Source organism: Herbaspirillum sp. WTB6, from assembly GCF_057457785.1.
On sequence record NZ_CP176522.1, the window covers coordinates 1246431 to 1271146 of the forward strand.

At 62.3% G+C, this 24716-nt stretch carries 22 protein-coding genes; 6 read left to right on the top strand and 16 right to left on the bottom strand.

Translation table 11 applies throughout. The features are described from left to right. Nucleotides 1-4 precede the first annotated feature (4 nt). Genes ACK2VC_RS05750 through mltB form a run of 3 tightly spaced genes read left to right on the top strand, consistent with a single transcriptional unit; the run spans nucleotide 5 to nucleotide 4184 of the window. Nucleotides 5-1006, top strand: coding sequence for a DUF58 domain-containing protein (locus ACK2VC_RS05750; protein WP_486732641.1), 1002 nt, complete (start codon nucleotides 5-7; stop codon nucleotides 1004-1006). Then, the gene (locus ACK2VC_RS05755) at nucleotides 1003-3087 is read left to right on the top strand and encodes a transglutaminase TgpA family protein (RefSeq protein WP_486732642.1); all 2085 of its coding nucleotides are present in this window, start codon (nucleotides 1003-1005) and stop codon (nucleotides 3085-3087) included. The genes ACK2VC_RS05750 and ACK2VC_RS05755 overlap by 4 nt, the downstream gene beginning before the upstream one ends. Further along, nucleotides 3078-4184 (top strand): lytic murein transglycosylase B, encoded by a 1107-nt coding sequence (gene mltB, locus ACK2VC_RS05760; protein WP_486732643.1) that lies wholly within the window; start codon nucleotides 3078-3080, stop codon nucleotides 4182-4184. The genes ACK2VC_RS05755 and mltB overlap by 10 nt, the downstream gene beginning before the upstream one ends. A gap of 107 nt (nucleotides 4185-4291) precedes the next feature. Here the strand turns inward: mltB and ACK2VC_RS05765 are convergent, their stop codons facing one another. Both ACK2VC_RS05765 and ACK2VC_RS05770 read right to left on the bottom strand, forming a co-directional pair. Further along, nucleotides 4292-5287, bottom strand: coding sequence for an IS30 family transposase (locus tag ACK2VC_RS05765; RefSeq protein WP_486730009.1), 996 nt, complete (start codon nucleotides 5285-5287; stop codon nucleotides 4292-4294). A gap of 108 nt (nucleotides 5288-5395) precedes the next feature. Further along, entirely contained in the window at nucleotides 5396-5950 is a 555-nt protein-coding gene (locus tag ACK2VC_RS05770; RefSeq protein WP_486732644.1) for a YaeQ family protein, read from the bottom strand. 149 nt (nucleotides 5951-6099) lie between these two features. Between ACK2VC_RS05770 and ACK2VC_RS05775 the strand changes: the two genes are divergently transcribed. Continuing rightward, nucleotides 6100-6723 carry a DUF1415 domain-containing protein gene (locus ACK2VC_RS05775; protein WP_486733178.1) on the top strand — a complete coding sequence of 208 codons (624 nt, stop codon included), beginning with the start codon at nucleotides 6100-6102 and terminating at the stop codon, nucleotides 6721-6723. A 422-nt stretch (nucleotides 6724-7145) separates the two neighbouring features. Then, a complete protein-coding gene (locus tag ACK2VC_RS05780) occupies nucleotides 7146-7481 on the top strand; it encodes a hypothetical protein (RefSeq protein ID WP_486732645.1) in 336 nt (111 codons plus the stop codon). Nucleotides 7482-7500: 19 nt separating this feature from the next. On the opposite strand, the gene cysM is transcribed toward ACK2VC_RS05780, so the two are convergent. The 14 genes from cysM to gyrA all read right to left on the bottom strand — a co-directional run bounded on the left by cysM (nucleotide 7501) and on the right by gyrA (nucleotide 23726). Continuing rightward, nucleotides 7501-8403, bottom strand: a complete 903-nt coding sequence (gene cysM, locus ACK2VC_RS05785; RefSeq protein WP_486732647.1) for a cysteine synthase CysM — start codon at nucleotides 8401-8403, stop codon at nucleotides 7501-7503. A gap of 143 nt (nucleotides 8404-8546) precedes the next feature. Continuing rightward, a complete protein-coding gene (locus ACK2VC_RS05790; RefSeq protein WP_486732648.1) occupies nucleotides 8547-8960 on the bottom strand; it encodes a ComEA family DNA-binding protein in 414 nt (137 codons plus the stop codon). A 206-nt stretch (nucleotides 8961-9166) separates the two neighbouring features. Continuing rightward, nucleotides 9167-10549, bottom strand: coding sequence for a UDP-glucose dehydrogenase family protein (locus ACK2VC_RS05795; protein ID WP_486732649.1), 1383 nt, complete (start codon nucleotides 10547-10549; stop codon nucleotides 9167-9169). Between the two features lie 65 nt (nucleotides 10550-10614). Beyond that, nucleotides 10615-11790, bottom strand: a complete 1176-nt coding sequence (lapB, locus tag ACK2VC_RS05800; protein WP_486732650.1) for a lipopolysaccharide assembly protein LapB — start codon at nucleotides 11788-11790, stop codon at nucleotides 10615-10617. Between the two features lie 51 nt (nucleotides 11791-11841). After that, on the bottom strand, nucleotides 11842-12156 hold the full coding sequence (locus ACK2VC_RS05805; RefSeq protein ID WP_486732651.1) for a LapA family protein: 315 nt from the start codon (nucleotides 12154-12156) through the stop codon (nucleotides 11842-11844). 255 nt (nucleotides 12157-12411) lie between these two features. Next, entirely contained in the window at nucleotides 12412-12717 is a 306-nt protein-coding gene (locus ACK2VC_RS05810; protein WP_486732652.1) for an integration host factor subunit beta, read from the bottom strand. Nucleotides 12718-12732: 15 nt separating this feature from the next. After that, on the bottom strand, nucleotides 12733-14409 hold the full coding sequence (gene rpsA, locus ACK2VC_RS05815) for a 30S ribosomal protein S1 (RefSeq protein WP_486732654.1): 1677 nt from the start codon (nucleotides 14407-14409) through the stop codon (nucleotides 12733-12735). Between the two features lie 214 nt (nucleotides 14410-14623). Next, complete coding sequence (cmk, locus tag ACK2VC_RS05820) at nucleotides 14624-15292, bottom strand: (d)CMP kinase (protein ID WP_486732655.1); 669 nt, start codon at nucleotides 15290-15292, stop codon at nucleotides 14624-14626. Nucleotides 15293-15427: 135 nt separating this feature from the next. After that, complete coding sequence (gene aroA, locus ACK2VC_RS05825; RefSeq protein ID WP_486732656.1) at nucleotides 15428-16756, bottom strand: 3-phosphoshikimate 1-carboxyvinyltransferase; 1329 nt, start codon at nucleotides 16754-16756, stop codon at nucleotides 15428-15430. After that, nucleotides 16756-17655, bottom strand: coding sequence for a prephenate dehydrogenase (locus ACK2VC_RS05830; protein ID WP_486732658.1), 900 nt, complete (start codon nucleotides 17653-17655; stop codon nucleotides 16756-16758). The genes aroA and ACK2VC_RS05830 overlap by 1 nt, the downstream gene beginning before the upstream one ends. Nucleotides 17656-17706: 51 nt before the next feature. Then, entirely contained in the window at nucleotides 17707-18813 is a 1107-nt protein-coding gene (gene hisC / locus ACK2VC_RS05835; RefSeq protein ID WP_486732660.1) for a histidinol-phosphate transaminase, read from the bottom strand. Between the two features lie 65 nt (nucleotides 18814-18878). Further along, nucleotides 18879-19952, bottom strand: coding sequence for a prephenate dehydratase (gene pheA, locus ACK2VC_RS05840; RefSeq protein ID WP_486732661.1), 1074 nt, complete (start codon nucleotides 19950-19952; stop codon nucleotides 18879-18881). 46 nt (nucleotides 19953-19998) lie between these two features. Then, nucleotides 19999-21102, bottom strand: a complete 1104-nt coding sequence (serC, locus tag ACK2VC_RS05845; protein WP_486733179.1) for a 3-phosphoserine/phosphohydroxythreonine transaminase — start codon at nucleotides 21100-21102, stop codon at nucleotides 19999-20001. Beyond that, nucleotides 21102-23726: a DNA gyrase subunit A gene (gene gyrA / locus ACK2VC_RS05850; protein ID WP_486732662.1), complete on the bottom strand. Its 2625-nt coding sequence runs from the start codon at nucleotides 23724-23726 to the stop codon at nucleotides 21102-21104. Before gyrA ends, serC begins: the two co-directional genes overlap by 1 nt. Before the next feature lie 236 nt (nucleotides 23727-23962). On the opposite strand from gyrA, the gene ACK2VC_RS05855 reads away from it, so the two are divergent. Next, the gene (locus tag ACK2VC_RS05855; RefSeq protein ID WP_486732663.1) at nucleotides 23963-24640 is read left to right on the top strand and encodes an OmpA family protein; all 678 of its coding nucleotides are present in this window, start codon (nucleotides 23963-23965) and stop codon (nucleotides 24638-24640) included. Nucleotides 24641-24716: the final 76 nt, after the last annotated feature.

Here is a 24716-nt window from a genome sequence, read left to right on the forward strand (position 1 = left end):
GGCGATGCTGACCGGAATGCGCCGCTGGCTGGACGGCTGGCTGTTCCAACTGCGGGAGGCCGAGCCGGGCGAGGTGTTCCTGCATCAGCGGCGCGTGTTCGTGTTGCCCTCGCGCGCCGGCCTGGCTTTTCTGCTGCTGCTGGCGATCCTGCTGATCGGCGCCATCAACTATTCACTCAGCCTCGGCTTCGCGCTGACCTTCGTGCTGGCCGCCTGCGGCGTGGTCGATATCGCCCTGACTTATCGCAACCTGGCGCATCTGCATCTGGCGCCGGGCCGCGCGGCGTCGGTATTCGCCGGCGAAAAGGCGCAGTTCGAACTGCTCCTGATCAACCGCAGCCGGCACGACCGCTTCGCGCTCTGGCTCGGCTTCGTCGGCGACGGCAGCGAGGCCGGCGGCAGCTTGCCGCCGCTGGAGCATGCGGCCGACATCGCCGCCCAGACCAGCCAGTCGCTCATGCTGTCCGCCCCGACCCATGAGCGGGGCTGGCGGCCGGCGCCGCGCGTGCGCCTGCACACCCGCTTTCCGCTCGGACTGGTGCGCGCCTGGAGCTACTGGCGGCCGGATCTGGCGGCGCTGGTCTATCCGCAGCCGGAAGCGAACGCGCCACCGCTGCCGCTGGCCGGCCAGTTGCAGCACGACGGCCGCGGTAGCGCCGGCCATGAGGATTTCGCCGGCGTGCGCGGCTATCGCCCGGGCGACTCCATCAAGCATCTGGCCTGGCGCCAGATCGCCCGGCTCGATCCGGCGCTGGGCGGGGCGCTGGCCACCAAGCAGTTCGACGGCGGCGCCGCCAGCGAACTCTGCCTCGATTTCAGCGCGCTGCCGCCGACACTGGAGCTGGAACGGAAGCTGTCGCGCCTGACGCGCTGGGTGCTGGAAGCCGATGCGCGCCAACTGGCCTACGCCTTTCGTCTCGGCGCGCTGGAATTGCCGGCGGCCAGCGGCGCCGCCCAGCGCGAGGCTTGCCTGCGCGCGCTGGCCCTGTACCAGGCAGCGCCGTGAAGCTGCCAAGCCGCCTGCGCGCCGCGTGGCAAGCGCGCCTGGGCTCCAGCCCGCTTTCGCGCGACAAGGCCGATACCCTGCTGCTGCTGTGTGCCTGCTTGCTGGTGCTGGCGCCGCACGGCGGCCACCTGCCGGGGTGGATCAACCTGCTGTGCGCGCTGCTGTTGCTGTGGCGTGGCTGGCTCACCGCCGGCGGCCGCCGCATGCCGTCGCACTGGCTGTTGCTGCCGCTGGCGGCGCTGACGATGCTGGGCGTATATGCGCATTACAAGACGCTGCTCGGGCGCGACGCCGGGGTCGCCATGCTGGTCCTGCTGTTGGCCTTCAAACTACTGGAAATGCGCGCCCGGCGCGACCTGTTCGTGGTGCTGTTTCTCTGCTTCTTCCTGTTGCTGACCAACTTCTTCTATTCGCAGACGATCGCCACCGCGCTCTGGATGCTGGCTGCGCTGGTGGCGATCCTGACCACCCAGATCACATTTCAATATACCGGCGGCGTACCGTCCCTCGCGCGCCGGCTGCGCCTGGGTGCCGGCGTCCTGGCGCTGGCGGCGCCGCTGGCGCTGCTGCTGTTCGTGCTGTTCCCGCGCATCCCGGGGCCGCTATGGGGCTTGCCGGGCGACGCCCAGGCCGGGCGCAGCGGCCTGTCGAACCGGATGGAGCCGGGCGCCATCGCGCACCTGGCACTGTCCGACGACATCGCCTTTCGCGCCCGCTTTGCCGACCCGCCACCGCCAATGCCGCAGCGCTACTGGCGCGGCCCGGTGCTGGGCCAGTACGACGGCCGCGTCTGGAGCGAGCTGCGGCCGCTGCTGCAGGTCGATTCCCCGCTGCTGTTTCGCGCGCACGGCGCGCCGCTGCGCTATCAGGTCACGCTGGAACCACACGGCCAGCGCTGGCTGTTTGCGCTGGAGATGCCGCTGGCGGCGCCCAGCATCGCCGATAATCCGGCCCGCATCAGCAACCTGCGCGAGTTGCTGGCGCAGCATCCGGTCGAGCAGCGCGTGCGCTACGACGCCGTCTCGTATGCCGATTTCCAGTTGGAACCGACCGAATCGCCGCTGCTGCTGCAAGCCTGGCTGCAACTGCCGCCCGGGCGCAACCCGCGCACCCTGGAATTCGCGCGGCATCTGCGCGGCCAGTCGGGGAACGATGCGCGCCTGGTGCAGACGGTGCTGGATTATTTCCGCAACCAGCCGTTCCGCTACACGCTCAACCCGCCACTGCTGGGCGCCGATGGCGTCGACGAATTCCTGTTTGCCACGCGCGCTGGCTTTTGCGAGCACTACGCCGGCGCCTTCGTGGTGCTGATGCGCGCGGCAGGCATTCCGGCGCGCGTGGTGACCGGCTACCAGGGCGGCGAGATCAATCCGGTCGACGGCTACCTGACGGTGCGCCAGTCGGACGCCCACGCCTGGGCCGAGGTCTGGCTCGACGAGCGCGGCTGGACCCGGATCGATCCAACCGCCGCGGTGGCGCCGAACCGGATCGAAACCAACCTGGCTGGCGCGCTGCAGCGGCCGCTGCTGGGGGAATTGATCGGCGGCCTGATCCAGTTCGACGGCGCCGCCGGTTCCTGGCTCAGGCATTGGCACACGCTGCGCGCCAACTGGGATGCGGTCAACAATGCCTGGAACCAGTGGGTGCTGAGCTACAGCGCCGCCACCCAGAAAAACCTGCTGCAGTCGCTTGGCTTCGCCGATCCCGACTGGCGCACGCTGGCGCAACTGCTGGGGCTTTCGGCGGCCGCGCTGCTGGCCCTGATGCTGCTGCCGCTGCTGCGCCGACGCCGGATCGATGCCGCCGATGCGCTATACTCCGCGCTGTCCCGGCGCATGGCGCGGCACGGCCTGGCGCGCGAAATGCATGAAGGTCCGCGTGCCTACGGCCGGCGCCTGGCGTCGAATCGGTCGCCGTTGCCGGCCGCCAGCAAGCTGGCCGCGACCCGCTTTCTGCAGTTGTATGAAAGCCTGCGCTATGGCACGGCCGCCACTGCCGAAAATAGCGGCGGCCGCCACCGCAACGCCCGGCGCGCCGCCATCCTGTCCCGACTCAAAACCCTGCTTGCCGAATGCCGATGAAAATGATTGATTCCTGCACGCGCCCGCTGGGACTGGCGGCGCTATGTGCCGCGCTCGCTGCCTGCAGCGGCTTGAACGCGCACAATGTCGCGCACAAGACGCCGGTCACCGCAGCCAAGAGCGCGCCCGCCGCCGGCGACTTCGCCGATACCGCGCGCTGGCCGCAAGTGGCGCAGTTCATCGCGCGCATGGCGCAGCGCGACGGCTTCGAACCGGCTGAACTGCAGCGCATGCTGGGCCAGGCGCAGCGCCTGGATGCCGTGATCCAGTTGATCAAGCCGGCGCCGCCCGGCAAGCCGAAAGACTGGCGCGCCTACCGCGCGCGTTTCGTCGAACCGGTGCGGATCAACGCCGGCGTGCGCTTCTGGAACCAGTATTCCGACGTGCTGACGCGCGCCGAACAGCAATTCGGCGTGCCGGCCGAAATCATCGTCGCGATCCTCGGCGTGGAAACCATCTACGGCCGCCATACCGGGAATTTCCGCGTCATGGATGCGCTGGCCACGCTAGCCTTCGATTACCCCGACACACCGAACCGCGCGGCCCGCATGGCCTACTTCGAGGGCGAGCTGGAAAATACGCTGCTGTTCGCGCGACAATCCGGCATCGACCCGTTTGCGCTGCGCGGCTCGTACGCCGGCGCCGTCGGCTGGCCGCAGTTCATGCCGGGCAGCATCCTGCGCTACGCGGTCGATTTCGATGGCGACAACCTCATCGATCTGCGCAATTCGCCAGCCGACGCGATCGGCAGCATCGCCAATTTCCTGGCCCGGCACGGCTGGCAGACGGGAGCCCCGATCGCCTTTCCGGCCAGCGTCGCCACCGACGGCGCGCGCGACTGGGAATCGCTGATCGGCCAGGGGCTGAAAGCAAGTTACAGCCCGGAACAACTGCGTGCTGCAGGCGTGACGCCGGCGATCGAGCCGCTGCCGGAGATGCGCTACGGCCTGGTCGACTTGCAAAACGGCGACCAGCCGACCGAATACTGGCTCGGCACCGACAATTTTTTCGTCATCACGCAATACAACCGCAGCTACTTCTATGCGATGTCAGTGCTCGACCTGAGCCGCGCGATCCGCGCCATCCGCAATCATTGAGGCGTCAGGACGCTTTCCTAGAAAACACATACTCGCACGAGAAACACAAAAATACGGGCGTAAAATGGGAGAATCGAGAACATACTCCGATAACACCGGGCGCGGTTTCAAACACGAAGTGCAACATAGGCTAAATCCAGAGGAAGTGTAGCAAGGTTGTAAAAGACCTCATGCGGGGTTCTGTAACCAAGGCATTTGCGGGGGCGGTGGTTGAGTTTGTCGACGGCGGCCTGGAGCGCTTGCTGGCTGACGGTTTTCAGATTGGTGTTCTTCGGGAAATACTGCCGGAGCAAGCCATTGGTGTTTTCATTCAGGCCGCGCTCCCAGGAATGATAGGGGCGGGCAAAGTAGACATCGGCCCGCAGGCGGGCACTGATCAAGGCGTGGTCGGCGAATTCCGATCCGTTGTCGAAGGTGATGGTGTGGCACACCCGCCGATGCGGGCTGAGCAAATCGACCACCACCGCACCCACGCCCTCGGCCTGCTTGCTGTTGGCTGGGGCGGCCAGGGTGAAGCGCGACCGCCGTTCCACCAGCGTCACCAGCACCCCTTGCTGGCCTTTGCCAATCACGGTGTCGCCTTCCCAATCGCCCAGCCGCAGGCGTTGCTCGACCATCAGGGGACGATGCTCGATGCCGATCCGGCCCGGCAGGATTCCCCGACGCCGCCGGCCGCTGCCGTGGCGCTGGCGCCGGGGTTTCTGGCTGCGCAAGTGCCGGATCAAATCGCCGCCGCCACGCCGATCGGCGTAGATCCGTTGATAGACGCTCTCATGACTGATGCCGATCGGGCTGCCCCGTTCCAGCGTCAGGCGGTGGATCGCTTGTTCGGGCGACAGGTCCAGGCGGATATAGGCCTGAACCGCCAACCAGGCGGCGTCGGCAACCCGGCTCGCATTACGACTGTTCTGTTGCCGTGCCAAGGCTTTATCGTGTGCCTGGCCAGGCCGCCATTGATGCACGCCCCGGTTGCGCCGCAGTTCGCGACTGATCGTCGAGCGATGCCGCCCCAGCCGGCGCGCAATCTCGCTGACTGAATGATCGTCTGCCTGCAGTTCGTGAATTTGGTATCGTTCGTCTCGGGTGAGGTGCGTATAGCGCATATTCGGCAACTTTCGACTGGCTGGTCAAAGGGTTCGAATGCTAGCGCATCTCGCCCTCCTTCCGTTGATCGGTGTTGCACTTCGTCTTTGAAACCGCCGGGTACTGACTTAGCCGGTACCGCTTTCCTGCCCTTGCAGCAGGGTCAGATCGACCTGCACCGCCGCCTGTTCGCCGCGCATCCAGATCTGTCCGTCCTCAATCGTGCATTGCAGTTGCATCGTGCGCTCTGCCAGCCGCGCCAGTTGTTGCGCCGTCGCCGCCGGCAGCGCCAGCACCGTCAAATTCCTGGCGCGCGCCACTTTCGGCCCCACCTGGCCCCACCACAGCGCGCTGGTGCTGCCATAGCACAGCACCACCACTTGCGCGGCACGGCCGCAGGCTTTCAGGATGCGCTTTTCATCCGGCTGGCCGACCTCGATCCAGAGTTCGATGGCGCCGGTCAGATCTCGCTGCCACAAGTCGGGTTCCGCCACGTCCGACAAGCCCTTGCCGAACGCCAGCGCCGGGTCGGCATGGCGCGCGAAAGCCAGCAGCCGCACCATCATGCGTTCGTCGGTTTCCGACGGATGGCGCGCGATGGTCAGCGCATGGTCCTGGTAATAATGCCGATCCATGTCGGCGATTTGCAGGTCGGCCTTGAAAATGGTTGCCTTGAGAGCCATGAGCAATGAGTGGGTAGGTTGGATGCGCGGGGCCGAAGGATAGCAAATATCCGGCCGCCGCCGGCTGATACGGGTCGCGACCCTTGCATTCGCGCCAAGCCGTCGCATATAGCACTATCCACTCCGACTTCAGCGAGCCGCCCGTGCCCATTCCCGCTCTTGCGCCGACCAGCGAACAAGCCATCGCCGCCACCCGCCACTGGCTGGAGCGGGCGGTGATCGGCCTCAACCTCTGCCCGTTCGCCAAGGCGGTGCATGTCAAGGGCCAAATCCGCTACCGGGTCAGCCACGCCGATAGTAGCGACGCCTTGCTGGAAGCGCTGGCGGAAGAATTGCAGACGCTGGCCGCGGCCGACCCGGGCGTAATCGACACCACGCTGTTGATCCATCCGCAAGTCCTGACCGATTTTCTCGATTACAACGACTTCCTGGATGTGGCCGAGGCTGCGCTGGCTCACCTCGGCCTGGCCGGCGAAATCCAGATTGCCAGCTTCCATCCGCACTACCAATTCGCCGGCACCCGCCAGGACGATATCGACAACTACACCAACCGCTCGCCGTATCCAATGCTGCATTTGCTGCGCGAAGCAAGCGTGGCGCGCGCGGTCGAATCGTTCCCCGATGCCGCCGAAATTTTCGAGAAAAATATCGCCACGCTGCGCGCGCTCGGGCGCGATGCGCTGGGCCGCCATGGCTTCGCGCCGCCGCAGGATGCAGGCGCGGCGGAACCGGTCGGCGCCCCTGACAAAGACCCTGGAATCGCCGCTGAATGAAGTACCGAAAAGCAGCTCGCCCCGTCTTCAGAGACGAAGGAGTTTCCTGGCAACAAGGTGATTTTTACGGAAAATAGGAGGATTTTGGCAGTTGATCGACTCGCAGAGCAAATAATGCCCATACTTTGCGCAGGGTTAAACTGGCATCCCCGCCGCTAACTACAATCAACTTGAATTTTTGCAACTTATTGCCGCAATTCCTATCAAAATAAAGCGTCGAGTGGACTACGCAAGATAGTGAAAAGCTCTCCGGAAATTTGATTCACTTATTGCATAAAATCAACGGCAAATCCGGTTTTTTTATATAATCTAATTACAGATTGCAACTTTTCCCGAGGAAATGCCTTCTAACATCGACAACATGGGACTGAACTCACGCCATTTTGCCCAATCAAAATTTCCATGAGAAATCTACAATTATCATGACTACGACACAAAACGACACCCCGAACGCCAGCAACAAGCTCGAGGACCAATTGGCCTACGATCCGAATCATTTGCTCGATTCCCTGATCGAAAAACTCAGCCTGAAGAACGATGCTGCGTTGTCGCGTGCGCTCGAAGTCGCACCGCCGGTCATCAGCAAGATCCGCCATCGCCGCCTGCCGGTCGGCGCCTCGCTGCTGATCAGAATGCATGAAGTTAGCGACTTGAGCATCCGCGAGTTGCGCATCCTGATGGGCGACCGCCGGGAAAAATTCCGCATCAGCGACAAGCAGTTCAAGCCGAAGCAAAGCGACACCAAGCCGCAGCCATAAGCGCGGCCTCGGATCTCGTTCAGGCGGGAAACACCCCGGTGGACAGGTAACGATCGCCACGGTCACAGACAATGAACACGATCGTTGCGTTTTCCACCGTTTGCGCCACCCGCAGCGCAACGCAGCACGCGCCCGCCGCTGAAATCCCGCCGAAAATTCCTTCTTCCGCCGCCAGCCGGCGCGCCATCTGCTCGGCGTCCGCCTGAGTCACGGTTTCCAGTTGATCCACGCGCTGTCTGTCGTAAATTTTCGGCAGATACGCTTCCGGCCATTTGCGAATGCCGGGAATCTGCGAGCCTTCCGATGGTTCGGCGCCGACGATCCAAACCTTCGGATTGCGCTCCTTCAGGTAGCGCGAAACACCCATGATGGTGCCGGTGGTGCCCATCGCACTGACGAAATGGGTGATCCGGCCATCGGTGTCGCGCCAGATTTCGGGGCCGGTGGTTTCGTAGTGGGCGCGCGAATTGTCGGGATTGGCGAATTGATCCAAGATTCTGCCGCGCCCATCCTTCTGCATTTTTTCCGCCAGGTCGCGCGCATATTCCATGCCGCCGGTCTTGGGCGTCAGGATGATCTGGGCGCCATACGCGACCATGCTCTGGCGCCGTTCCGCGCTCAGATTTTCCGGCATCAGCAACACCATCTTGTAGCCGCGCACCGCCGCCGCCATCGCCAGCGCAATACCGGTATTGCCGCTGGTGGCCTCGATCAGCGTGTCGCCGGGCTTGATCTCGCCGCGCGCTTCGGCCCCCTTGATCATCGCCAGCGCCGGCCTGTCCTTGACCGAGCCGGCCGGGTTGTTTCCTTCCAGCTTAGCCAGGATGGTGTTGTTGCGTGCTGCGCCAGCCTCGCCAACGATGTGTTTAAGCTGTACCAGCGGCGTGTTGCCGATGGTGTCTTCGATTGTCATGTAGGGCATGATGGGACTGTGTCCGATTGCAAAATGTCTATTCTAATCCCAGACGTTGGCCGGCGCGCGGTGCACCTGCGGAGCACCGGCCATCGCGCCAATAAAAAACCCCGCGCGGTACGGGCGCGGGGTTGATTGCAAGGGCAGCCGAATTATTTCTTCGGTTCGGCCTTGGCGGCGGCATCCTTCTTCGCCTTGTCCGCTTCCGGACCAGCCATCTTGGCGCCTGGCTTCACATCTTTCGGCGCCTCCTTCGCGGTTTTTTTCGGCTCTTTGGCCGCAGCAGGGGCATTCGGCTTGGATTGGCCATTCACGGTCAGGCCGGCTTGCGACAATTTGCTCGAATTCTTCTCGCCAATACCCTTGACCCGGTTTTCGAAATCGGCCCAATCCTTGAAATCGCCACCCTTTTTACGTTCGTCGATAATCGATTTCGATATCGCGGGACCAATCCCCTTGACGCCATCCAGGGCGGCCTGATTGGCCTTGTTGACATCCACCTGGGCGAACGCAAATCCCATCGTCGCCACCAAAGTCGCAAGCGCCAGAAATAGTTTCTTGAACATGGAAGATCTCCGGTAAGTTCACAGCATTAACAAGGGTGCGCGCCCTGCATGCGCACCTGATATTAACGTTCTGACTAGCCTGTGGTTGACCCAATCCTGCGCGATCCGATCTGAATCAAATCGACAACTCTGCCCTGCTCACGGCCGCGGCCCCCGGCTTCCCGGTCAGGATACTGCCGGCAGCCTCACGCGTGGCGTGACATCGGTCATGTGCGTGTGAGCACCGAACGCCCAATGCCGTGATACTCGAAGCCGGCATGCGCCATTGCTTCCGGCGCAAACAGATTGCGCCCATCGAAGATCACCGGCGCTTTCAGCAGCCTCCTGATCTGGTCGAAGTCGGGGCTGCGGAAGGTCTTCCATTCGGTCACGATCGCCACTGCATCGGCATCCCGCAAGGCATCCATCGGGTTCTCGGCAAAACGGATGCGCGCCAGCGCCGCGGCAGAGCCGGCAAAATCGAGCGCCAGAACGCGCTTGGCTTCCATCATCGCCACCGGATCGTACACCGCCACAGTGGCGCCGCGCTCGATCAATTCGCCCAGCAACACCCTCGAAGGCGCCTCGCGCATGTCGTCCGTATTCGGCTTGAACGCCAGCCCCCACAGCGCAAAATGCCGTCCCTCCAGGTTCTCTCCGAAGCGTGCCACGATTTTTCTCCCAAGAACGTGTTTCTGCTTGTGATTGACTTCCTCCACCGCACGCAGGATCAGCAAATCCTGGCCATGAGCGGATGCGGTGCGCTCCAGCGCCTGCACATCCTTGGGGAAGCACGATCCGCCATAACCGCACCCGGCGTACAGGAAGCTGCGGCCAATGCGCGGATCGGAACCGATGCCGTGCCGTACCGCCTCGATGTCGACGCCCACCTGGTCGGCCAGATTGGCGAGTTCATTCATGAAGGAAATGCGGGTCGCCAGCATCGCGTTGGCGGCGTACTTGGTGAATTCCGCCGAGCGCACATCCATCCAGAAGGTGCGTTCGTAGTTGCGGTTGAACGGCGTGTACAGTTGCGTCATCAGCGCCCGCGCCTGATGCCCTTCCGGCGTCGAATCGCAGCCGATCACGATGCGGTCGGGCCGCATGAAATCCTCCACCGCCGCGCCTTCCTTCAGGAATTCCGGGTTGGAAACCACGGAAAACGGCGTCGCCGCTTGCTGCACGCCGCGCGCGCCCAGCTCCGACTGGATCGCCGCCCGCACCTTGTCGGCAGTGCCGACCGGTACCGTCGACTTGTCGACGATCACCGTGAATTGCGTCATGTGGCGACCGATGTTGCGCGCCGCCGCCAGCACGTACTGCAGGTCGGCCGAGCCGTCCTCATCCGGCGGCGTGCCGACCGCGATGAACTGGATTTCGCCGTGCGCCACGCTGGCCGCGACATCGGTGGAAAACTCGAGGCGGCCGGCGCTGCGGTTGCGCTGGACGATTTCGGCCAGGCCCGGCTCGTGGATCGGAATGCCGCCGCTATTCAACAGGTCGATTTTTGCCTGGTCGAGGTCGAGGCAAAAAACGTCGTTACCGAGTTCCGCCAGGCAGGCGCCGGTGACCAGACCGACATAGCCGGTGCCAATGATGGTTATTTTCATGGTTATGCTTGCTTGTGCGATGCAGTGGACCCGTCGCGTCCAAATGCTGCGTCGCGGATTGAAATTCAGTTCATGACATTCAGTTCTTCGGTGCGCCGCGGCGGGTAGCTCTCCCACTGGCTGCAGCCCGGGCATTGCCAGTAGAACTGGCGCGCCTTGAAGCCGCAATGATTGCACTGGTAGCGCGCCAGTTTCTGGGCGTAACCATGCACCAGGTTCTTGACCAGAGACAGTTCCGGCCGCACCTCGGGGCGCGCCTCCATCAGGCGCGCTTCCAGCAGCTTGTCCAGCCCGAGCAAGGTCGGCGTGCGGCGCAACTCGTCGCTAACCAAGCGGTTGGCGGCGTCCACTCCTTCCAGTTCCAGAACGGCCTTGAACACCACCTCCAGCAAATCAATGGAAGGCGCCTCGGCCAGATAGGCCTCCAGCAGATTCAAGCCTTCCTGGGCCCGGCCGACGGCCCGATAGCCATCCATCAGGCGTTGCGCCACCAGGGCCACGTGCGGCACGCTTTGCTGCTCGACCCGGCGCCAGACCAGCAAGGCGCCCTCGATATCGCCCCGCGCCAAGTGGGCGTCGCCCAGCAGCAGCGTGGCACGCACGTTGTTGCGATCCGCCGCCAGCGCTTTTTCCAGCCAGACGATCGCCGCCTCCGCATGCGTATGCACCAGTTCGTCCTGCGCCAGTTCGCAGTAGAACTGGGCAATTTCGCGCTGCCGACTGCCGGCGCCAGATTCCTGCAGCGCGCGCGCCGCCTCGATCGCGCGCGGCCACTCTTTTTCGCGCTGGTAGATTTCCAGCAGCGCGCGCCGCGCCTGGGCGCTGTATGAGGTGTCCAGCAGCAGGTTGAACGACTCTTCGGCGCGATCGAGCAAACCGGCCTTCAGATAATCCTGCCCCAATTCGTACTGCGCGTGAACCTGGTGCTCCTGCGGCAGGTCGGGGCGCGCCAGTAGGTTCTGGTGCACCCGGATCGCCCGTTCGGTTTCGCCGCGGCGGCGGAACAGATTGCCGAGCGCGAAGTGGAGTTCGACCGTCTCCGGGTCCAATTGAACCACCTCGATGAAGGCGTCGATCGCCTTGTCGGGCTGTTCGTTCAGCAAGAAATTCAAACCCTTGAAGTAACCGCGCGGCAAACTCCGCGATTCCGACAGCAATTGATCGATGTCAACGCGCGCCGCAATCCAGCCCAGTGCGAAAAATACCGGAATACCGAGTAACCACCAGATTTCAAATTCCATACGGGATCGATACAGCAGCGGCGTAGCAGGATGAGGCCGAGAATGGCATCGTTATTGATTCATCACGGTATCGGGTTGCGGCGGATAGGCGCGCGCCAAGTGCTGCGCGGCGGCCTCTTTCTGCAAGGCGGCGATTTCCTTTTTCTGGCGCGACAGTTGACGCCGGTTCCGAAACAGGGTCGGCATCATGGCGATCACTCCCAACACGGCGCCGGATACGAAAAACACCAGCAGGACCAAAACCAGTGGACCTTTGCTCTCATAACCAAAAAAGAACTTCAGCGTGACTTCTTCTTTGTTGATCAGCGCGAATCCAAAGAACACGATAAAGATCAGCACCGCGACAATCCTGGCAATAATTTTCATGGTGCGGTTCCTTGTTGATTGTTGGTCAAACAAACGAAATTGTACGTGAAACCAACTCAGCGGGGGCTGACTTGCGCTTACAGCCAGGCAGCCCAAGCCGTGGCCGAAATTAAAAAAAACGGCATCCGCAGATGCCGTTCGTATACGTTTGCGGGGCCAGGACCAGGCTTAGTCCAGCCCAGCGCAACCAATCCCCAACGCTTCAAGCAGATTGCGCCATAGGATTAGCGAAGCCTTCCCTGTCCGCCATGACAACTAGTCTTCCTTGATCGGCTGCCCGACCATCGCATCGACCCGCTCGCGCAGCTCCTTGCCCGGCTTGAAATGCGGCACCCGTTTTTCCGGCACCATCACCTTGTCGCCCGACTTCGGATTGCGGCCGATACGCGGCGGCCGGCTGTTCAGCGCAAAGCTGCCGAAACCGCGAATCTCGATGCGTTGGCCGGTGGCCAACGCATCCGTCATCGCGTCGAGGATGGTCTTGACCGCATAGTCTGCGTCCTTGGTCACCAGTTGCGGGTAACGTTCGGCCAGACGAGCGATCAGTTCCGACTTTGTCATGGGCGGGCTCGACCCTTAGTTCTTGTTGTCGAGCTTGGCCTTCAACAAGGCGCCAAGACTGGTGGTGCCGGATGCCGCGCTGGAATCGGCCGCCATCTTGTTCATCGCTTCCTGCGTTTCGACATTGTCTTTCGCCTTGATCGAGAGCTGGATGCCGCGTGCCTTGCGGTCGATGTTCAACACCATCGCTTCGACGGTATCGCCAACCTTCAGGTGCGTGCCGGCATCTTCCACGCGGTCGCGCGAGATTTCGGAAGCGCGCAGGTAGCCTTCGACTTCATCCGACAACTGGATCACGGCGCCCTTCGGCTCGACCGACTTGACGGTACCGGTGACGATCGCACCCTTGTCGTTCATCGCGGCAAAGTTGTTGAACGGATCGCCTTCCAGCTGCTTGACACCCAGCGAAACGCGCTCGCGTTCGACGTCGATCGCCAGCACGATGGCTTCCAGCTCGTCGCCCTTCTTGAACTTGCGCACGGCTTCTTCGCCGGCTTCGGTCCAGGACAGGTCGGACAGGTGCACCAGGCCGTCGATGTTGCCGGCCAGGCCGATGAACACGCCGAAGTCGGTGATCGACTTGATCGCGCCACGAACCTTGTCGCCCTTCTTGTGGGTGGCGGCAAAGTCGTCCCATGGATTGGCCTTGCACTGCTTCATGCCGAGGGAAATGCGGCGACGCTCTTCGTCGATTTCCAGCACCATGACTTCGACTTCGTCACCCAGCTGGACAACCTTGTTCGGCGCCACGTTCTTGTTGGTCCAGTCCATTTCGGAGACGTGCACCAGGCCCTCGATGCCTTGCTCGACTTCGACGAATGCGCCGTAGTCGGTCAGGTTGGTGACCTTGCCGAACAGGCGCGTGCCTTGCGGGTAGCGCCGCGACAGGCCGGTCCACGGATCGTCGCCCAGTTGCTTGACGCCCAGCGAAACGCGATTTTTCTCTTGATCGTACTTCAGCACCTTGGCCGTGATTTCCTGGCCGACCGTCAGCACTTCCGACGGGTGGCGCACGCGACGCCATGCCAGGTCGGTGATGTGCAACAGGCCGTCGATGCCGCCCAGATCGACGAATGCGCCGTAGTCGGTGATGTTCTTGACGACGCCGTTGACGATCGTGCCTTCCTTCAGCGTTTCCATCAGCTTGGCGCGCTCTTCGCCCATCGAGGCTTCCACCACCGCGCGGCGCGACAGCACCACGTTGTTGCGCTTGCGATCGAGCTTGATGACCTTGAATTCGAGGGTCTTGCCTTCGTACGGCGTGGTGTCCTTGACCGGACGGGTATCGACCAGCGAACCCGGCAGGAACGCGCGGATGCCGTTGGTCAGCACCGTCAGACCGCCCTTGACCTTGCCGTTGACGGTACCGGTGACGATTTCGCCCGATTCCATCGCTTTTTCCAGCGACAGCCAGGAAGCCAGACGTTTGGCCTTGTCGCGCGACAGGATGGTGTCGCCGAAACCGTTTTCCAGCGATTCGATCGCGACCGAAATGAAGTCGCCGACGTTGACCTCGAGTTCGCCGTTGTCGTTCTTGAATTCCTCGATGGGGATGAAGGCTTCGGACTTCAGGCCGGCGTTGACGATCACGAAGTTGTGGTCGAAGCGAACGACTTCCGCCGAAATCACTTCGCCGGAACGCATGTCCTGACGCGTCAGCGATTCTTCAAACAGGGCGGCAAAACTTTCCATGCCAGCGGCAGGTTCCTGGGTGGTGGCAACAGTAGACATAAGATTAAAAATGTGGGGTTGGCCAATATCGGACGTCGATCAAAAACACAACAAACGAAGATCGCAGCGATGATTGGGTTAGGTTCATCAACGTCCGGCCAGACCTTGCATCCGGCCGAACAACAAAGGCACTACGGGAACGGGTGACGCCGCAAGCAGGCAACTTCCAGCGGCGCTATCCGTGTGTTTCGGCGTACCACCCGAGTATCCGTTCCACCGCCTGATCCGCGGTGATGTCGGAAGTATCGAGCTGATATGCCCCCTGCGCCGGCTTCAGCGGCGCGGCGGCACGGCTTGAATCGCGCGCGTCCCGCTCTGCCAAATCCTTTGAAAGGTCTTGCATATTAGCAGAAAAACCCTTGTCAATCAATTGCTTATAACGCCGGCCGGCGCGCGCGGCGACACTTGCCGTCAGGAACACCTTGAGCCTTGCGTCCGGGAAAATCACGCTACCCATGTCGCGCCCATCCGCCACCAAGCCGGGCGCCACCCGAAAACCCAGTTGCAAGCCCACCAGCGCCTGCCGCACCGCCGGCAAGGCGGCGATGCGTGAGGCGGCATTGCCGACCGCCTCGGCCCGGATCGCGTCCGTAACGTCGTCGTCCGCCAGCCAGATGCGGTCGGCCACGAAGCGGCACGGCAAGTCGGCCGCCAGCGCAGCCAGCGCCGGCTGATCGTCCAGCGGTAGCCGGTCGCGCAAGGCCGACCAAGCCACCAGTCGGTACAGCGCGCCGGAATCGAGGTAATGAAAACCAAGATGGGCCGCCACTTTTTGCGCCACCGTGCCCTTACCGGACGCGGTGGGGCCGTCAATCGTGATCACTGGAATGGAGGTGGATTGCATCGGAAGTTTATGATTGAATGTCGATGGGAGTATATTGAAAAATATGCCAATTCCCGCCGTAAAATATGGCGGCTGTAAAAATACTATCTCCAGTACAGGCAGGGTTGCGCTGTGCTCGGCAGCAGCGGAGATTTCCTACGATGATTCCTGCCGGCAGATTTGTGCAAAAGCGTTGAAGTATTCGGGGAAGGTCTTGGCCACGCAGCCCGGATCGTTGATGCGCAGGGCAGCACCCTTGCGCGCCGCGCCGTCCAGGGTCGCCAGCGAAAAGCACATCGCCATCCGATGATCGTCATAGGTGTCGATGCTGGCGGCGAGGATCGTCGGCGGCGGCGTGATCCGCAAGTAATCCGCCCCCTCCTCGACCTCGGCGCCAAGCTTGCGCAACTCGGTCGCCATCGCCGCGATGCGGTCGGTTTCCTTGACGCGCCAACTGCCGATGTTGCGCAACACGCTGGGACCGTCGGCATACAGCGCCGCCACGGCAATCGTCATGGCGGCATCCGGAATATGGTTGAAATCGGCGTCGATCGCGCGCAAAACGCCGTTCGATTCGGCTTCAATCCAGTTCTCGCCCAAGCGCACGCTGGCGCCCATCTGCCGCAATGCGTCGACAAAGCGCACGTCGCCCTGGATGCTGTTGGCGCCAACGCCCTCGACCCGCACCGGGCCGCCGGCAATCGCCCCGGCCGCCAGGAAATAGGAGGCGGAAGAGGCGTCGCCCTCGACGTGGATCACGCCCGGACTGCGGTAGCGCTGGCCGGCGGCCACCGTAAACGCTTGCCAGCCGTCGCGCTCGACTGCAACCCCGAAGCGCTGCATCAGGTTCAGCGTGATTTCGATATACGGCTTGGAAATCAGCTCGCCGACCACTTCCACCGTCGCCGCCCGGGTCTTTGCCAGCAGCGGCGCCGCCATCAGCAGCGCGGTCAGAAACTGGCTCGACACGTTGCCGCGCACCCGCAGCCGCTGCCCATCGACCTGGCCGCGCCGGATATGCAGCGGCGGATAGCCGGCGACGCCGGTATAGTCGATGCGCGCGCCAGCCGCATTCAGCGCATCCACCAGATCGCCGATCGGGCGCTCGTGCATGCGCGCCACGCCATGCAGCGTATAGTCGCCGCCCAGCACCGCCAGCGCCGCCGTCAAGGGGCGAATCGCGGTGCCGGCATTGCCCATGAAGAGATCGGCCTGATGCACCGGAAACACGCCATCCACGCCCTGTACCGTGTATTGCCGCGTGGCATCGACCTGCTGCCATTGGACGCCGAGTTTTTGCAGGGCCAGCAGCATCACCAGCGTATCGTCGGATGCCAGCAAATCCATGATCTGCGTGGTGCCCTGCGCCAGCGCCGCCAGCAGCAGGGTTCGGTTGGAGATGCTCTTGGAGCCGGGCAGCGTCACCGTGCCGCGTGCGCGCGCGGCCGGCAGCAAATCCAGATAATCGGGAAAACCGCTTTTCATCAGTCGCCGCCTTCGATAGATTGTTTTTCTGCGGCTTCGATCGTGCGCGCCCAGTCGTGCCGCGCGCGCTGCGCATTGCCGTACACCGCCTCGATGGCGGCGCCGTCGGCCGCCGCCAGCAATCCGCGCAAGCGCCCCAACTGTTCCAGATAGGCATCCAGTTCGGAGAGCAGCGCCGGCTGGTTGGCGAGCGTGATGTCGCGCCACATTTCCGGCGACGAGCCGGCAATCCGGGTGAAATCGCGAAAGCCGCTGGCCGCGTATTGGAACAGCGTATCCGCCTGCGGCCTGCGCGCCAGCTCGTCGACCAGCGCATACGCCAGCAGGTGCGGCAAATGGCTGACCGCAGCGAACACCTGATCGTGCTGCTCGGGCGACAACTGGTGGATGATTGCGCCGCACTGGCGCCACGCCGCCGCAACCAGCGCAACAGCGGCGGCGGAATTTTCCGACAGCGGCGTCAGCACCGCTTTCTTGCCGACATACAGGTCGACGATTGCCGCATCCGGGCCGTTCAATTCCCGCCCGGCGATCGGATGGCCGGGCACGAATTGCGCGATCCGCGCGCCGAGCGCGCGCCGCGCCGCCGCCACCACATCGCTCTTGGTGCTGCCGGCATCGGTGACGACCGTATGCGGCCCCAGATGCGGCTCGATCCGGCGCAAGATGGCTTCGGTCTGGGCCACCGGCGCCGCGACCAGGACCAGATCGGCATCGGCCACGGCTTCGGCCACGGAGGTACTGGCGACGTCGATGATGCCCAGTTCCAGCGCCCGCGCCAGGGGCGCCGCGCTGCGGCCGACGCCGACGATCTGCCCGACCGCGCCGGCCTGGCGCAATGCCATGGCGAACGAGCCGCCGATCAAGCCGACGCCGAAGATTGCAATTTTTTTCAACACGGGTGAGCGCTCAAGAATAAGTATGCCGGCAGGCTTCGCCCGTCCGGGCCGTCAGGACAGCGCCTTTTTCAGCGCCGCGACGCAGGCTGCATTTTCCTGCGGCAGGCCGATCGAGATGCGCAGCCACTGCGGCAAGCCGTAATTGCCGACCGGACGCACGATCACCCCCTGCTTCAGCAAGGCCAGATTGACGCGGGCGCCAGCGGCATCGTCCTCGCCCACCTTCACCAGCACGAAATTGCCATAGGACGGCACGTACTGCAGCCCGAGCGCGTCAAACGCCTGCGTCAGTTGCTGATAACCCTCGCGATTGACGGCCGCGCTTTTTTGCAGGAACGCCTGGTCGTTCAGAGCGGCAATCGCCGCCGCTTGCGCCAGCGAATTGACATTGAACGGTTGCCGGATGCGGTTCAGCAAGTCGGTCAGCGCCGGCTGGGCGATGCCGAAGCCGATGCGCAAGCCGGCCAGGCCGTAAATCTTGGACAGGGTGCGCGACACCAGCAGATTCGGATACCGCCTGACCCACGCGGTCGATTCGTATTGCAGTTCCGGCGCCAGGTATTCGTTATAGGCTTCGTCCAGCACCACCACGACGTGCGGCGGCACGATTTTCAGGAATGCCTCGAGCTCCGCCGCCGGCAGGAAGGTGCCGGTCGGATTGTTGGGGTTGGCGATGAAAATCAGCTTGGTGTCGGCCGCGATCGCCCGTGCCATCGCTGCCAGATCGTGGCCATGATTTTTGGCGGGGACGACAATCGCACGCGCACCGACGGCCTGCGTCGCCAACGGATACACGGCAAACGAATATTCGGCAAACACCGTCGATTGCCCGGGCTGCACCAGCGCATGCGCCGCCAGTTCGAGAATGTCGTTGCTGCCGTTGCCCAGCGTCACCCAGTCCTGCGGCACGCCGTACTTCGCCGACAAGACCGCTTTCAATTCAAAACCGTTGGCGTCCGGATAGCGGCCGACATCGGCTACCGCGGCCAGCATCGCCTGCCTGGCCGATTCCGGCATGCCAAGCGGGTTTTCATTGGAGGCGAGCTTGACGATTCCCGCTTCATCCAGCCCAAATTCGCGCGCGACTTCGGCAATCGGTTTGCCGCCTTGGTAGGGAGCGATGGCACGCACATATTCGGGTCCGAATTGAATCGACATGATGAAATTCCAGGAAAAGTTTAGAAATACCGTTCAAAAACCGGTTCGCGCTGCGCCCACCGGCATTACAGGCTGACCGGATACGACCCCAGCAATTTGAAGAACGCTGCGTTCTCCTTCAACTCCGCCAGCGCGCGCGCAACCTTATCGTTTTGCGCGTGACCTTCGATGTCGACGTAAAAATAATATTCCCATGCCCCCATGCGGGCCGGGCGCGATTCAAAGCGGGTCATCGACACCCCATGCCGCGCCAGCGGCGCCAGCAGGCTGTATACCGCACCAGCCTTGTTCGGCACCGACAGCACCAGCGAGGTCTGATCCTGTCCGCTGGGCGCGGTCTGCAGGCGGCCGATCACGGCGAAGCGGGTACGGTTATGCGGATCGTCCTGCACGTGGGCGTTGACCACTTGCAAATTGTATTGCTGGCCGGCGAGCTCGCCGGCAATCGCGGCTATGGCCGGATTTTCGCTCGCCAGGCGTGCCGCCTCGCCGTTGGATGCGACTGCCTGCCGCCGCAGATTCGGGTAGTGCTGGTTCAGCCAGACCTGGCATTGCGCCAGCGCCTGAGAATGGGCGCAGACGCGGTCCACACCCTGCATTGAGCCGCTTTGTGTCATCAGGCTATGGTGTACCGGAATCGATACTTCGCCGCTGATCGTCAGCGTCGACTGCAACAGCAGGTCGAGCGTGCGGTTGACCGCGCCCTCGGCCGAATTTTCAACCGGCACCACGCCGAATTCAGCCGTTCCGGCCTCGGTCGCCCGAAACACCTCGTCGATCGACCCGCACGGCAAGGCATGGACGCTGCGCCCAAACTGCCGATATACGGCTTGCTCGCTGAAGGTGCCTGCCGGGCCCAGGAATGCCACGGTCACGCGCCGTTCCAGCGCCCGGCAAGCGGACATGATTTCACGAAAAATGATTTGCACGTCGGTGCCAGCCAGCGGTCCCGGATTGCGTTGCGCCACGCTGCGCAATACCTGCGCCTCGCGCTCCGGCCGATAGATCGGGGCGTCGGTTTCGGCCTTGACGTGACCGACCTCCTGCGCCAGGCGCGCCCGGTGATTCAGCAGGTCGAGAATCTGCGCATCCACCGCGTCGATCTGCACACGCAGGGGTTTGATTTTGTCGTCACTCATGGAAGTCGTCGATTGCGGCAGCGAAAATGATCAAGGTACACACAAGTCAGGCTCGTGCTTTTTCGAATTCCCGCAGGTAGCCGATCAGCGCCTGCACGCCTTCGATCGGCATCGCGTTATAAATCGAGGCGCGCATGCCGCCCACGGATTTGTGCCCCTTCAGTTGCAGCAAGCCGCGTTCCCTCGCACCCGCAAGGAAAGCATCGTTCAATGCGTCATCTGCCAGGAAGAACGGGATATTCATGCGCGAGCGGCATTCCTTGGCTACACGCGTGCGGTAAAAATCGCTGGAATCCAGGTAGTCATACAGCAGCCTGGATTTTTCGACGTTGCGCTGCTCAATTGCCGCCACTCCGCCCTGGCGCTTGAGCCACTGGAATACCAGGCCGGCGATATAGATCGCATAGGTCGGCGGCGTGTTGTACATCGAGTGATTATCGGCCACCAGCTTCCAGTCGAACACCGACGGGCAGATCGGCAACGCGTGGCCGATCAGATCCTCGCGCACGATCGCCAGCGTCAAGCCAGCCGGACCGATATTTTTTTGCGCGCCACCGTAGATCACGCCGTATTTCGCCACCTCGATCGTCCGCGACAGGATGTGCGACGACATGTCGGCCACCAGCGGCGCGCCGTTGGTATCCGCCGCCACCTCAGGCGTGAAGTGATACTCGACGCCGCCGATCGTTTCATTGGTGCACAGATGCACATAGGCGGGATTGGCCGACAACTTCCAGTCGGCACGCGGCGGGATCGTCGTATACCCGGTGCTTTCCGACGTCGCCGCGACATTCACCGCGCAGTACTTTCCGGCTTCCTTCAGCGACTTGCTCGACCACGAACCGGTGACCACGAAATCGATCACCGCCGGCTGCGCCACGCGCCCCAGCAGGTTCAGCGGCACGATCGCGTTTTCACCGATGCCGCCGCCCTGCAGGAACAGAATCCGGTAGTTGTCCGGCACCGCCAACAGTTCGCGCAAATCCGCTTCGGCGGCTTCGATAATCGATCCGAATTCCTTGCCGCGATGGCTCATTTCCATTACCGACATGTCGCTGCCGTGCCAGTCCAGCATCTCGTCCGCGGCCTGGCGCAACACCTCTTTCGGCAGTACCGCCGGACCAGCGGAAAAATTGTAAACTTGCGTCATCATTCCTCCGCGTTATCGGTGCTGTCGCGCTCCTCCTCGACATCCGACTCCACCACCCGCTGCAGCCCGGACAACGTCGTGCCATCCTCCACCGCAATCAGGGTCACACCCTGGGTGGCACGGCCCATTTCGCGGATTTCAGCGACGCGGGTGCGAATCAGCACACCGCCGGTCGTGATCAGCATGATTTCATCGTTCCCCTCCACCAGCGTCGCCGCCACCACCTTGCCGTTGCGCTCGGAAGTCTGGATCGCGATCATGCCCTTGGTACCGCGGCCGTGACGCGTGTATTCGGCAATCGGCGTGCGCTTGCCAAAGCCGTTTTGAGTCGCCGTCAGCACCGACTGCCGGTCGTCATCGTTCTTCGCCACCAGCATCGCGATCACGCACTGGCCTTCTTCCAGGTTCATGCCGCGCACGCCGCGCGCGGTCCGCCCCATCGGCCGCACGTCGTTCTCATCGAAGCGCACCGCCTTGCCGGCATCAGAAAACAGCATCACATCCTGGGCGCCGTCGGTCAGCGCGGCGCCGATCAGGAAATCACCCTCGTCCAGATCGACCGCGATGATTCCGGCCTTGCGCGGATTGCTGAAATCCTTCAACGACGTTTTTTTGACGGTACCCAGGCTGGTCGCCATGAACACGTAATGATCTTCCGGGAAACTGCGGTTATCTCCGGAGAGCGGCAGGATTACCGTGATTTTTTCACCATCCTGCAGCGGGAACATGTTGACGATCGGCCGCCCACGCGAATTGCGAGAACCCTGCGGCACTTCCCACACCTTCAGCCAGTACAGCCGGCCCCGATCACTGAAACACAGGATGTAGTCGTGGGTATTGGCGATGAACAACTGGTCGATCCAGTCGTCTTCCTTGGTGGCGGTGGCCTGCTTGCCACGGCCGCCGCGCTTTTGCGCGCGATACTCCGAGATCGGCTGCGACTTCATATAGCCGGTGTGCGATAACGTGACCACCATGTCCTGCGGCGTAATCAGATCTTCGGTGCCGAGATCGGTCGGGTTCAGTTCGATCTGCGAGCGGCGCACATCCTTGCTGCCTTCGCCGTATTCATTCTTCGCCGCCGTCAGTTCGTCGACAATGATCCCGGTCACGCGTGCCGGCTTAGCCAGGATGTCGAGCAGATCGGCGATCTGCGCCATCACATCCTTGTACTCGTTAACAATCTTGTCCTGCTCCAGGCCCGTCAGGCGCTGCAGCCGCATTTGCAGGATTTCCTGCGCCTGATCGTCGGACAGCTTGTACAGCCCATCGTTCTGCATACCATAGTGCGGCGGCAGGTTTTCGGGCCGGAAGGCGCCGATGCCGCCGGCGTTGTCGGCACCGGTACGGGCCAGCATTTCGCGCACCAATGATGAATCCCAGGCGCGTGCCATCAATTCCGTCTTGGCCACCGGCGGCGTCGGCGCGGCTTTGATGATGGCGATGAAATCGTCGATATTCGCCAGCGCCACCGCCAGTCCTTCCAGCACATGGCCGCGCTCGCGCGCCTTGCGCAGCTCGAACACGGTACGGCGGGTAACCACCTCGCGCCGGTGCGACAGAAAGCATTCGAGCATCTGCTTCAGGTTGAGCAGGCGCGGCTGGCCATCGACCAGCGCCACCATGTTCATGCCGAAGGTATCCTGCAACTGGGTCTGCTTGTACAGATTGTTCAGCACGACCTCGGCCACTTCGCCGCGCTTCAGTTCGATCACCACGCGCATGCCGGACTTGTCGGATTCGTCACGGATGTCCGAAATGCCGTCCAGCTTCTTATCGCGCACCAATTCGGCGATGCGCTCCAGCAGCGATTTCTTGTTAACCTGATACGGCAGTTCGTCAACGATGATCGCCTGCCGGTGCTCCTTGCCGAATTCCTCGAAATGGGTTTTCGCCCGCATCACGATACGGCCGCGGCCGGTGCGATAGCCGTCACGCACGCCCGAGACGCCGTAGATGATGCCTGCGGTCGGAAAATCCGGCGCCGGAATAATCTCGATCAGCTCATCAATCGTGCACTCGCTGTTGCGCAACACGTGCAAGGCGCCGTCGATCACTTCGGTAATGTTGTGTGGCGGGATATTGGTCGCCATACCGACGGCAATACCCGAAGAACCATTGATCAGCAGGTTCGGAATTCTGGTCGGTAACACCGACGGTTCTTTTTCCTTGCCGTCATAGTTTGGAACGAAATCAACGGTCTCTTTCTCGATATCGGCCAGCAGTTCAGCCGCGATCTTGTCCAGGCGACACTCGGTATAACGCATCGCCGCGGCGCTGTCGCCATCCACCGAACCGAAGTTACCCTGGCCGTCCACCAAGGTGTAGCGCAGCGAAAAATCCTGCGCCATCCGCACCAATGTGTCGTAAATCGAGGCGTCGCCGTGCGGGTGGTATTTACCCATGGTTTCACCCACCACCCGCGCACACTTGACGTACGGCCGATTCCAGACATTGTTCATTTCATGCATCGCGAACAACACACGCCGATGGACCGGCTTCAACCCATCCCGCACGTCCGGCAGCGCCCGCCCTACGATCACGCTCATCGCATAGTCGAGGTAACTCTTGCGCATCTCCTCTTCCAGAGAAATGGGAATTGTTTCTTTAGCGAATTGATCCATAGGGAAGTCGGTCCATCAATTTATAGAGAAGCAAACAGGTCCGCCGCCAACGCGGCACAAGCACGACCTCAAAGCTGCTGATTCTAACATGCGACCCGATACTTCCCGGGGCCAGCGGACCCGCGGCAAGCATCGCCGGAAGCGCGGAACCGGGCGTTTTCTTTTAAAAAATATGCTTAAATGCGGGCTGGAATTTGGCGTATGTAGATGCGCCGCAAACTTGATAAAGACCCCACATGTTAAACAAGCTCATCCTTGGACTGGCGCTCGGCGCCAGCTCCACCTTGCTGGCCCAAACCACTGGCATCCAGGCTCCTCCCGCCTCAGGCGGCTACGCTCAAGATGGGAATGGGACGGTACTGCGCAGCAGCGATGGGCTGTGCTGGCGCTCCGGCTCCTGGACACCTGACGCCTCCATCACCGGCTGCGACGGCGCGCTGGTACCACCCATCGCCAAGCCGATTGCGCCGGAAATCGCATCGACACCGGCAGTGGCAGCGCAACCGGCACCGATTCCGGTCGTGGCAACACGTTGCGATTTTACGGTTACGCTGCAAGGCAATCTGCTTTTTGGATTCAACCAGGCGGCGCTGTCCACGACGGCCAAGAGCAGGATCGACAACGATGTATTGACCAGGCTGGACACATGCGCCAGCATCGACTCCATCCTGGTCGCCGGCCATACTGACCGCTTGGGCAGTGCCGTATATAACGAAAAATTATCGGCACGACGCGCAATGACCATTGCCTCCTACCTGAAAAGCCAAGGCGTCTCCACACTGATCGAAACCCGCGGCTTGGGAGCAACCCAACCGCTCAAGGCATGCAACGACAAGCTTGGTCGCAAGAAATTGGTCGATTGCCTCGCTCCGAATCGGCGCGTAGTGATTCACGTTCGCGGGATCGCCAAATAAGCAAGATTATTATCTTTTGTCAAACATTTATGAAAAATGCATACTTTAAAGGGGAGCAGCGCCCTTATACTTCGTT

Excerpts from the sequence above, each read along its gene's own strand:
- hisC (WP_486732660.1), bottom strand. The coding sequence starts at position 18,813 with ATGTCGATTCAATTCGGACCCGAATATGTGCGTGCCATCGCTCCCTAC.
- ACK2VC_RS05805 (WP_486732651.1), bottom strand. The coding sequence starts at position 12,156 with ATGAAAATTATTGCCAGGATTGTCGCGGTGCTGATCTTTATCGTGTTC.
- gyrA (WP_486732662.1), bottom strand. The coding sequence starts at position 23,726 with ATGGATCAATTCGCTAAAGAAACAATTCCCATTTCTCTGGAAGAGGAG.
- ACK2VC_RS05795 (WP_486732649.1), bottom strand. The coding sequence starts at position 10,549 with ATGAAAATAACCATCATTGGCACCGGCTATGTCGGTCTGGTCACCGGC.
- rpsA (WP_486732654.1), bottom strand. The coding sequence starts at position 14,409 with ATGGAAAGTTTTGCCGCCCTGTTTGAAGAATCGCTGACGCGTCAGGAC.
- lapB (WP_486732650.1), bottom strand. The coding sequence starts at position 11,790 with ATGGAATTTGAAATCTGGTGGTTACTCGGTATTCCGGTATTTTTCGCA.
- aroA (WP_486732656.1), bottom strand. The coding sequence starts at position 16,756 with ATGAAAAGCGGTTTTCCCGATTATCTGGATTTGCTGCCGGCCGCGCGC.
- ACK2VC_RS05780 (WP_486732645.1), top strand. The coding sequence starts at position 7,146 with ATGACTACGACACAAAACGACACCCCGAACGCCAGCAACAAGCTCGAG.
- ACK2VC_RS05770 (WP_486732644.1), bottom strand. The coding sequence starts at position 5,950 with ATGGCTCTCAAGGCAACCATTTTCAAGGCCGACCTGCAAATCGCCGAC.
- pheA (WP_486732661.1), bottom strand. The coding sequence starts at position 19,952 with ATGAGTGACGACAAAATCAAACCCCTGCGTGTGCAGATCGACGCGGTG.
- cmk (WP_486732655.1), bottom strand. The coding sequence starts at position 15,292 with ATGCAATCCACCTCCATTCCAGTGATCACGATTGACGGCCCCACCGCG.
- cysM (WP_486732647.1), bottom strand. The coding sequence starts at position 8,403 with ATGCCCTACATGACAATCGAAGACACCATCGGCAACACGCCGCTGGTA.
- ACK2VC_RS05750 (WP_486732641.1), top strand. The coding sequence starts at position 5 with ATGCTGACCGGAATGCGCCGCTGGCTGGACGGCTGGCTGTTCCAACTG.
- ACK2VC_RS05855 (WP_486732663.1), top strand. The coding sequence starts at position 23,963 with ATGTTAAACAAGCTCATCCTTGGACTGGCGCTCGGCGCCAGCTCCACC.
- ACK2VC_RS05790 (WP_486732648.1), bottom strand. The coding sequence starts at position 8,960 with ATGTTCAAGAAACTATTTCTGGCGCTTGCGACTTTGGTGGCGACGATG.
- ACK2VC_RS05765 (WP_486730009.1), bottom strand. The coding sequence starts at position 5,287 with ATGCGCTATACGCACCTCACCCGAGACGAACGATACCAAATTCACGAA.
- serC (WP_486733179.1), bottom strand. The coding sequence starts at position 21,102 with ATGACGCAAGTTTACAATTTTTCCGCTGGTCCGGCGGTACTGCCGAAA.
- mltB (WP_486732643.1), top strand. The coding sequence starts at position 3,078 with ATGCCGATGAAAATGATTGATTCCTGCACGCGCCCGCTGGGACTGGCG.
- ACK2VC_RS05810 (WP_486732652.1), bottom strand. The coding sequence starts at position 12,717 with ATGACAAAGTCGGAACTGATCGCTCGTCTGGCCGAACGTTACCCGCAA.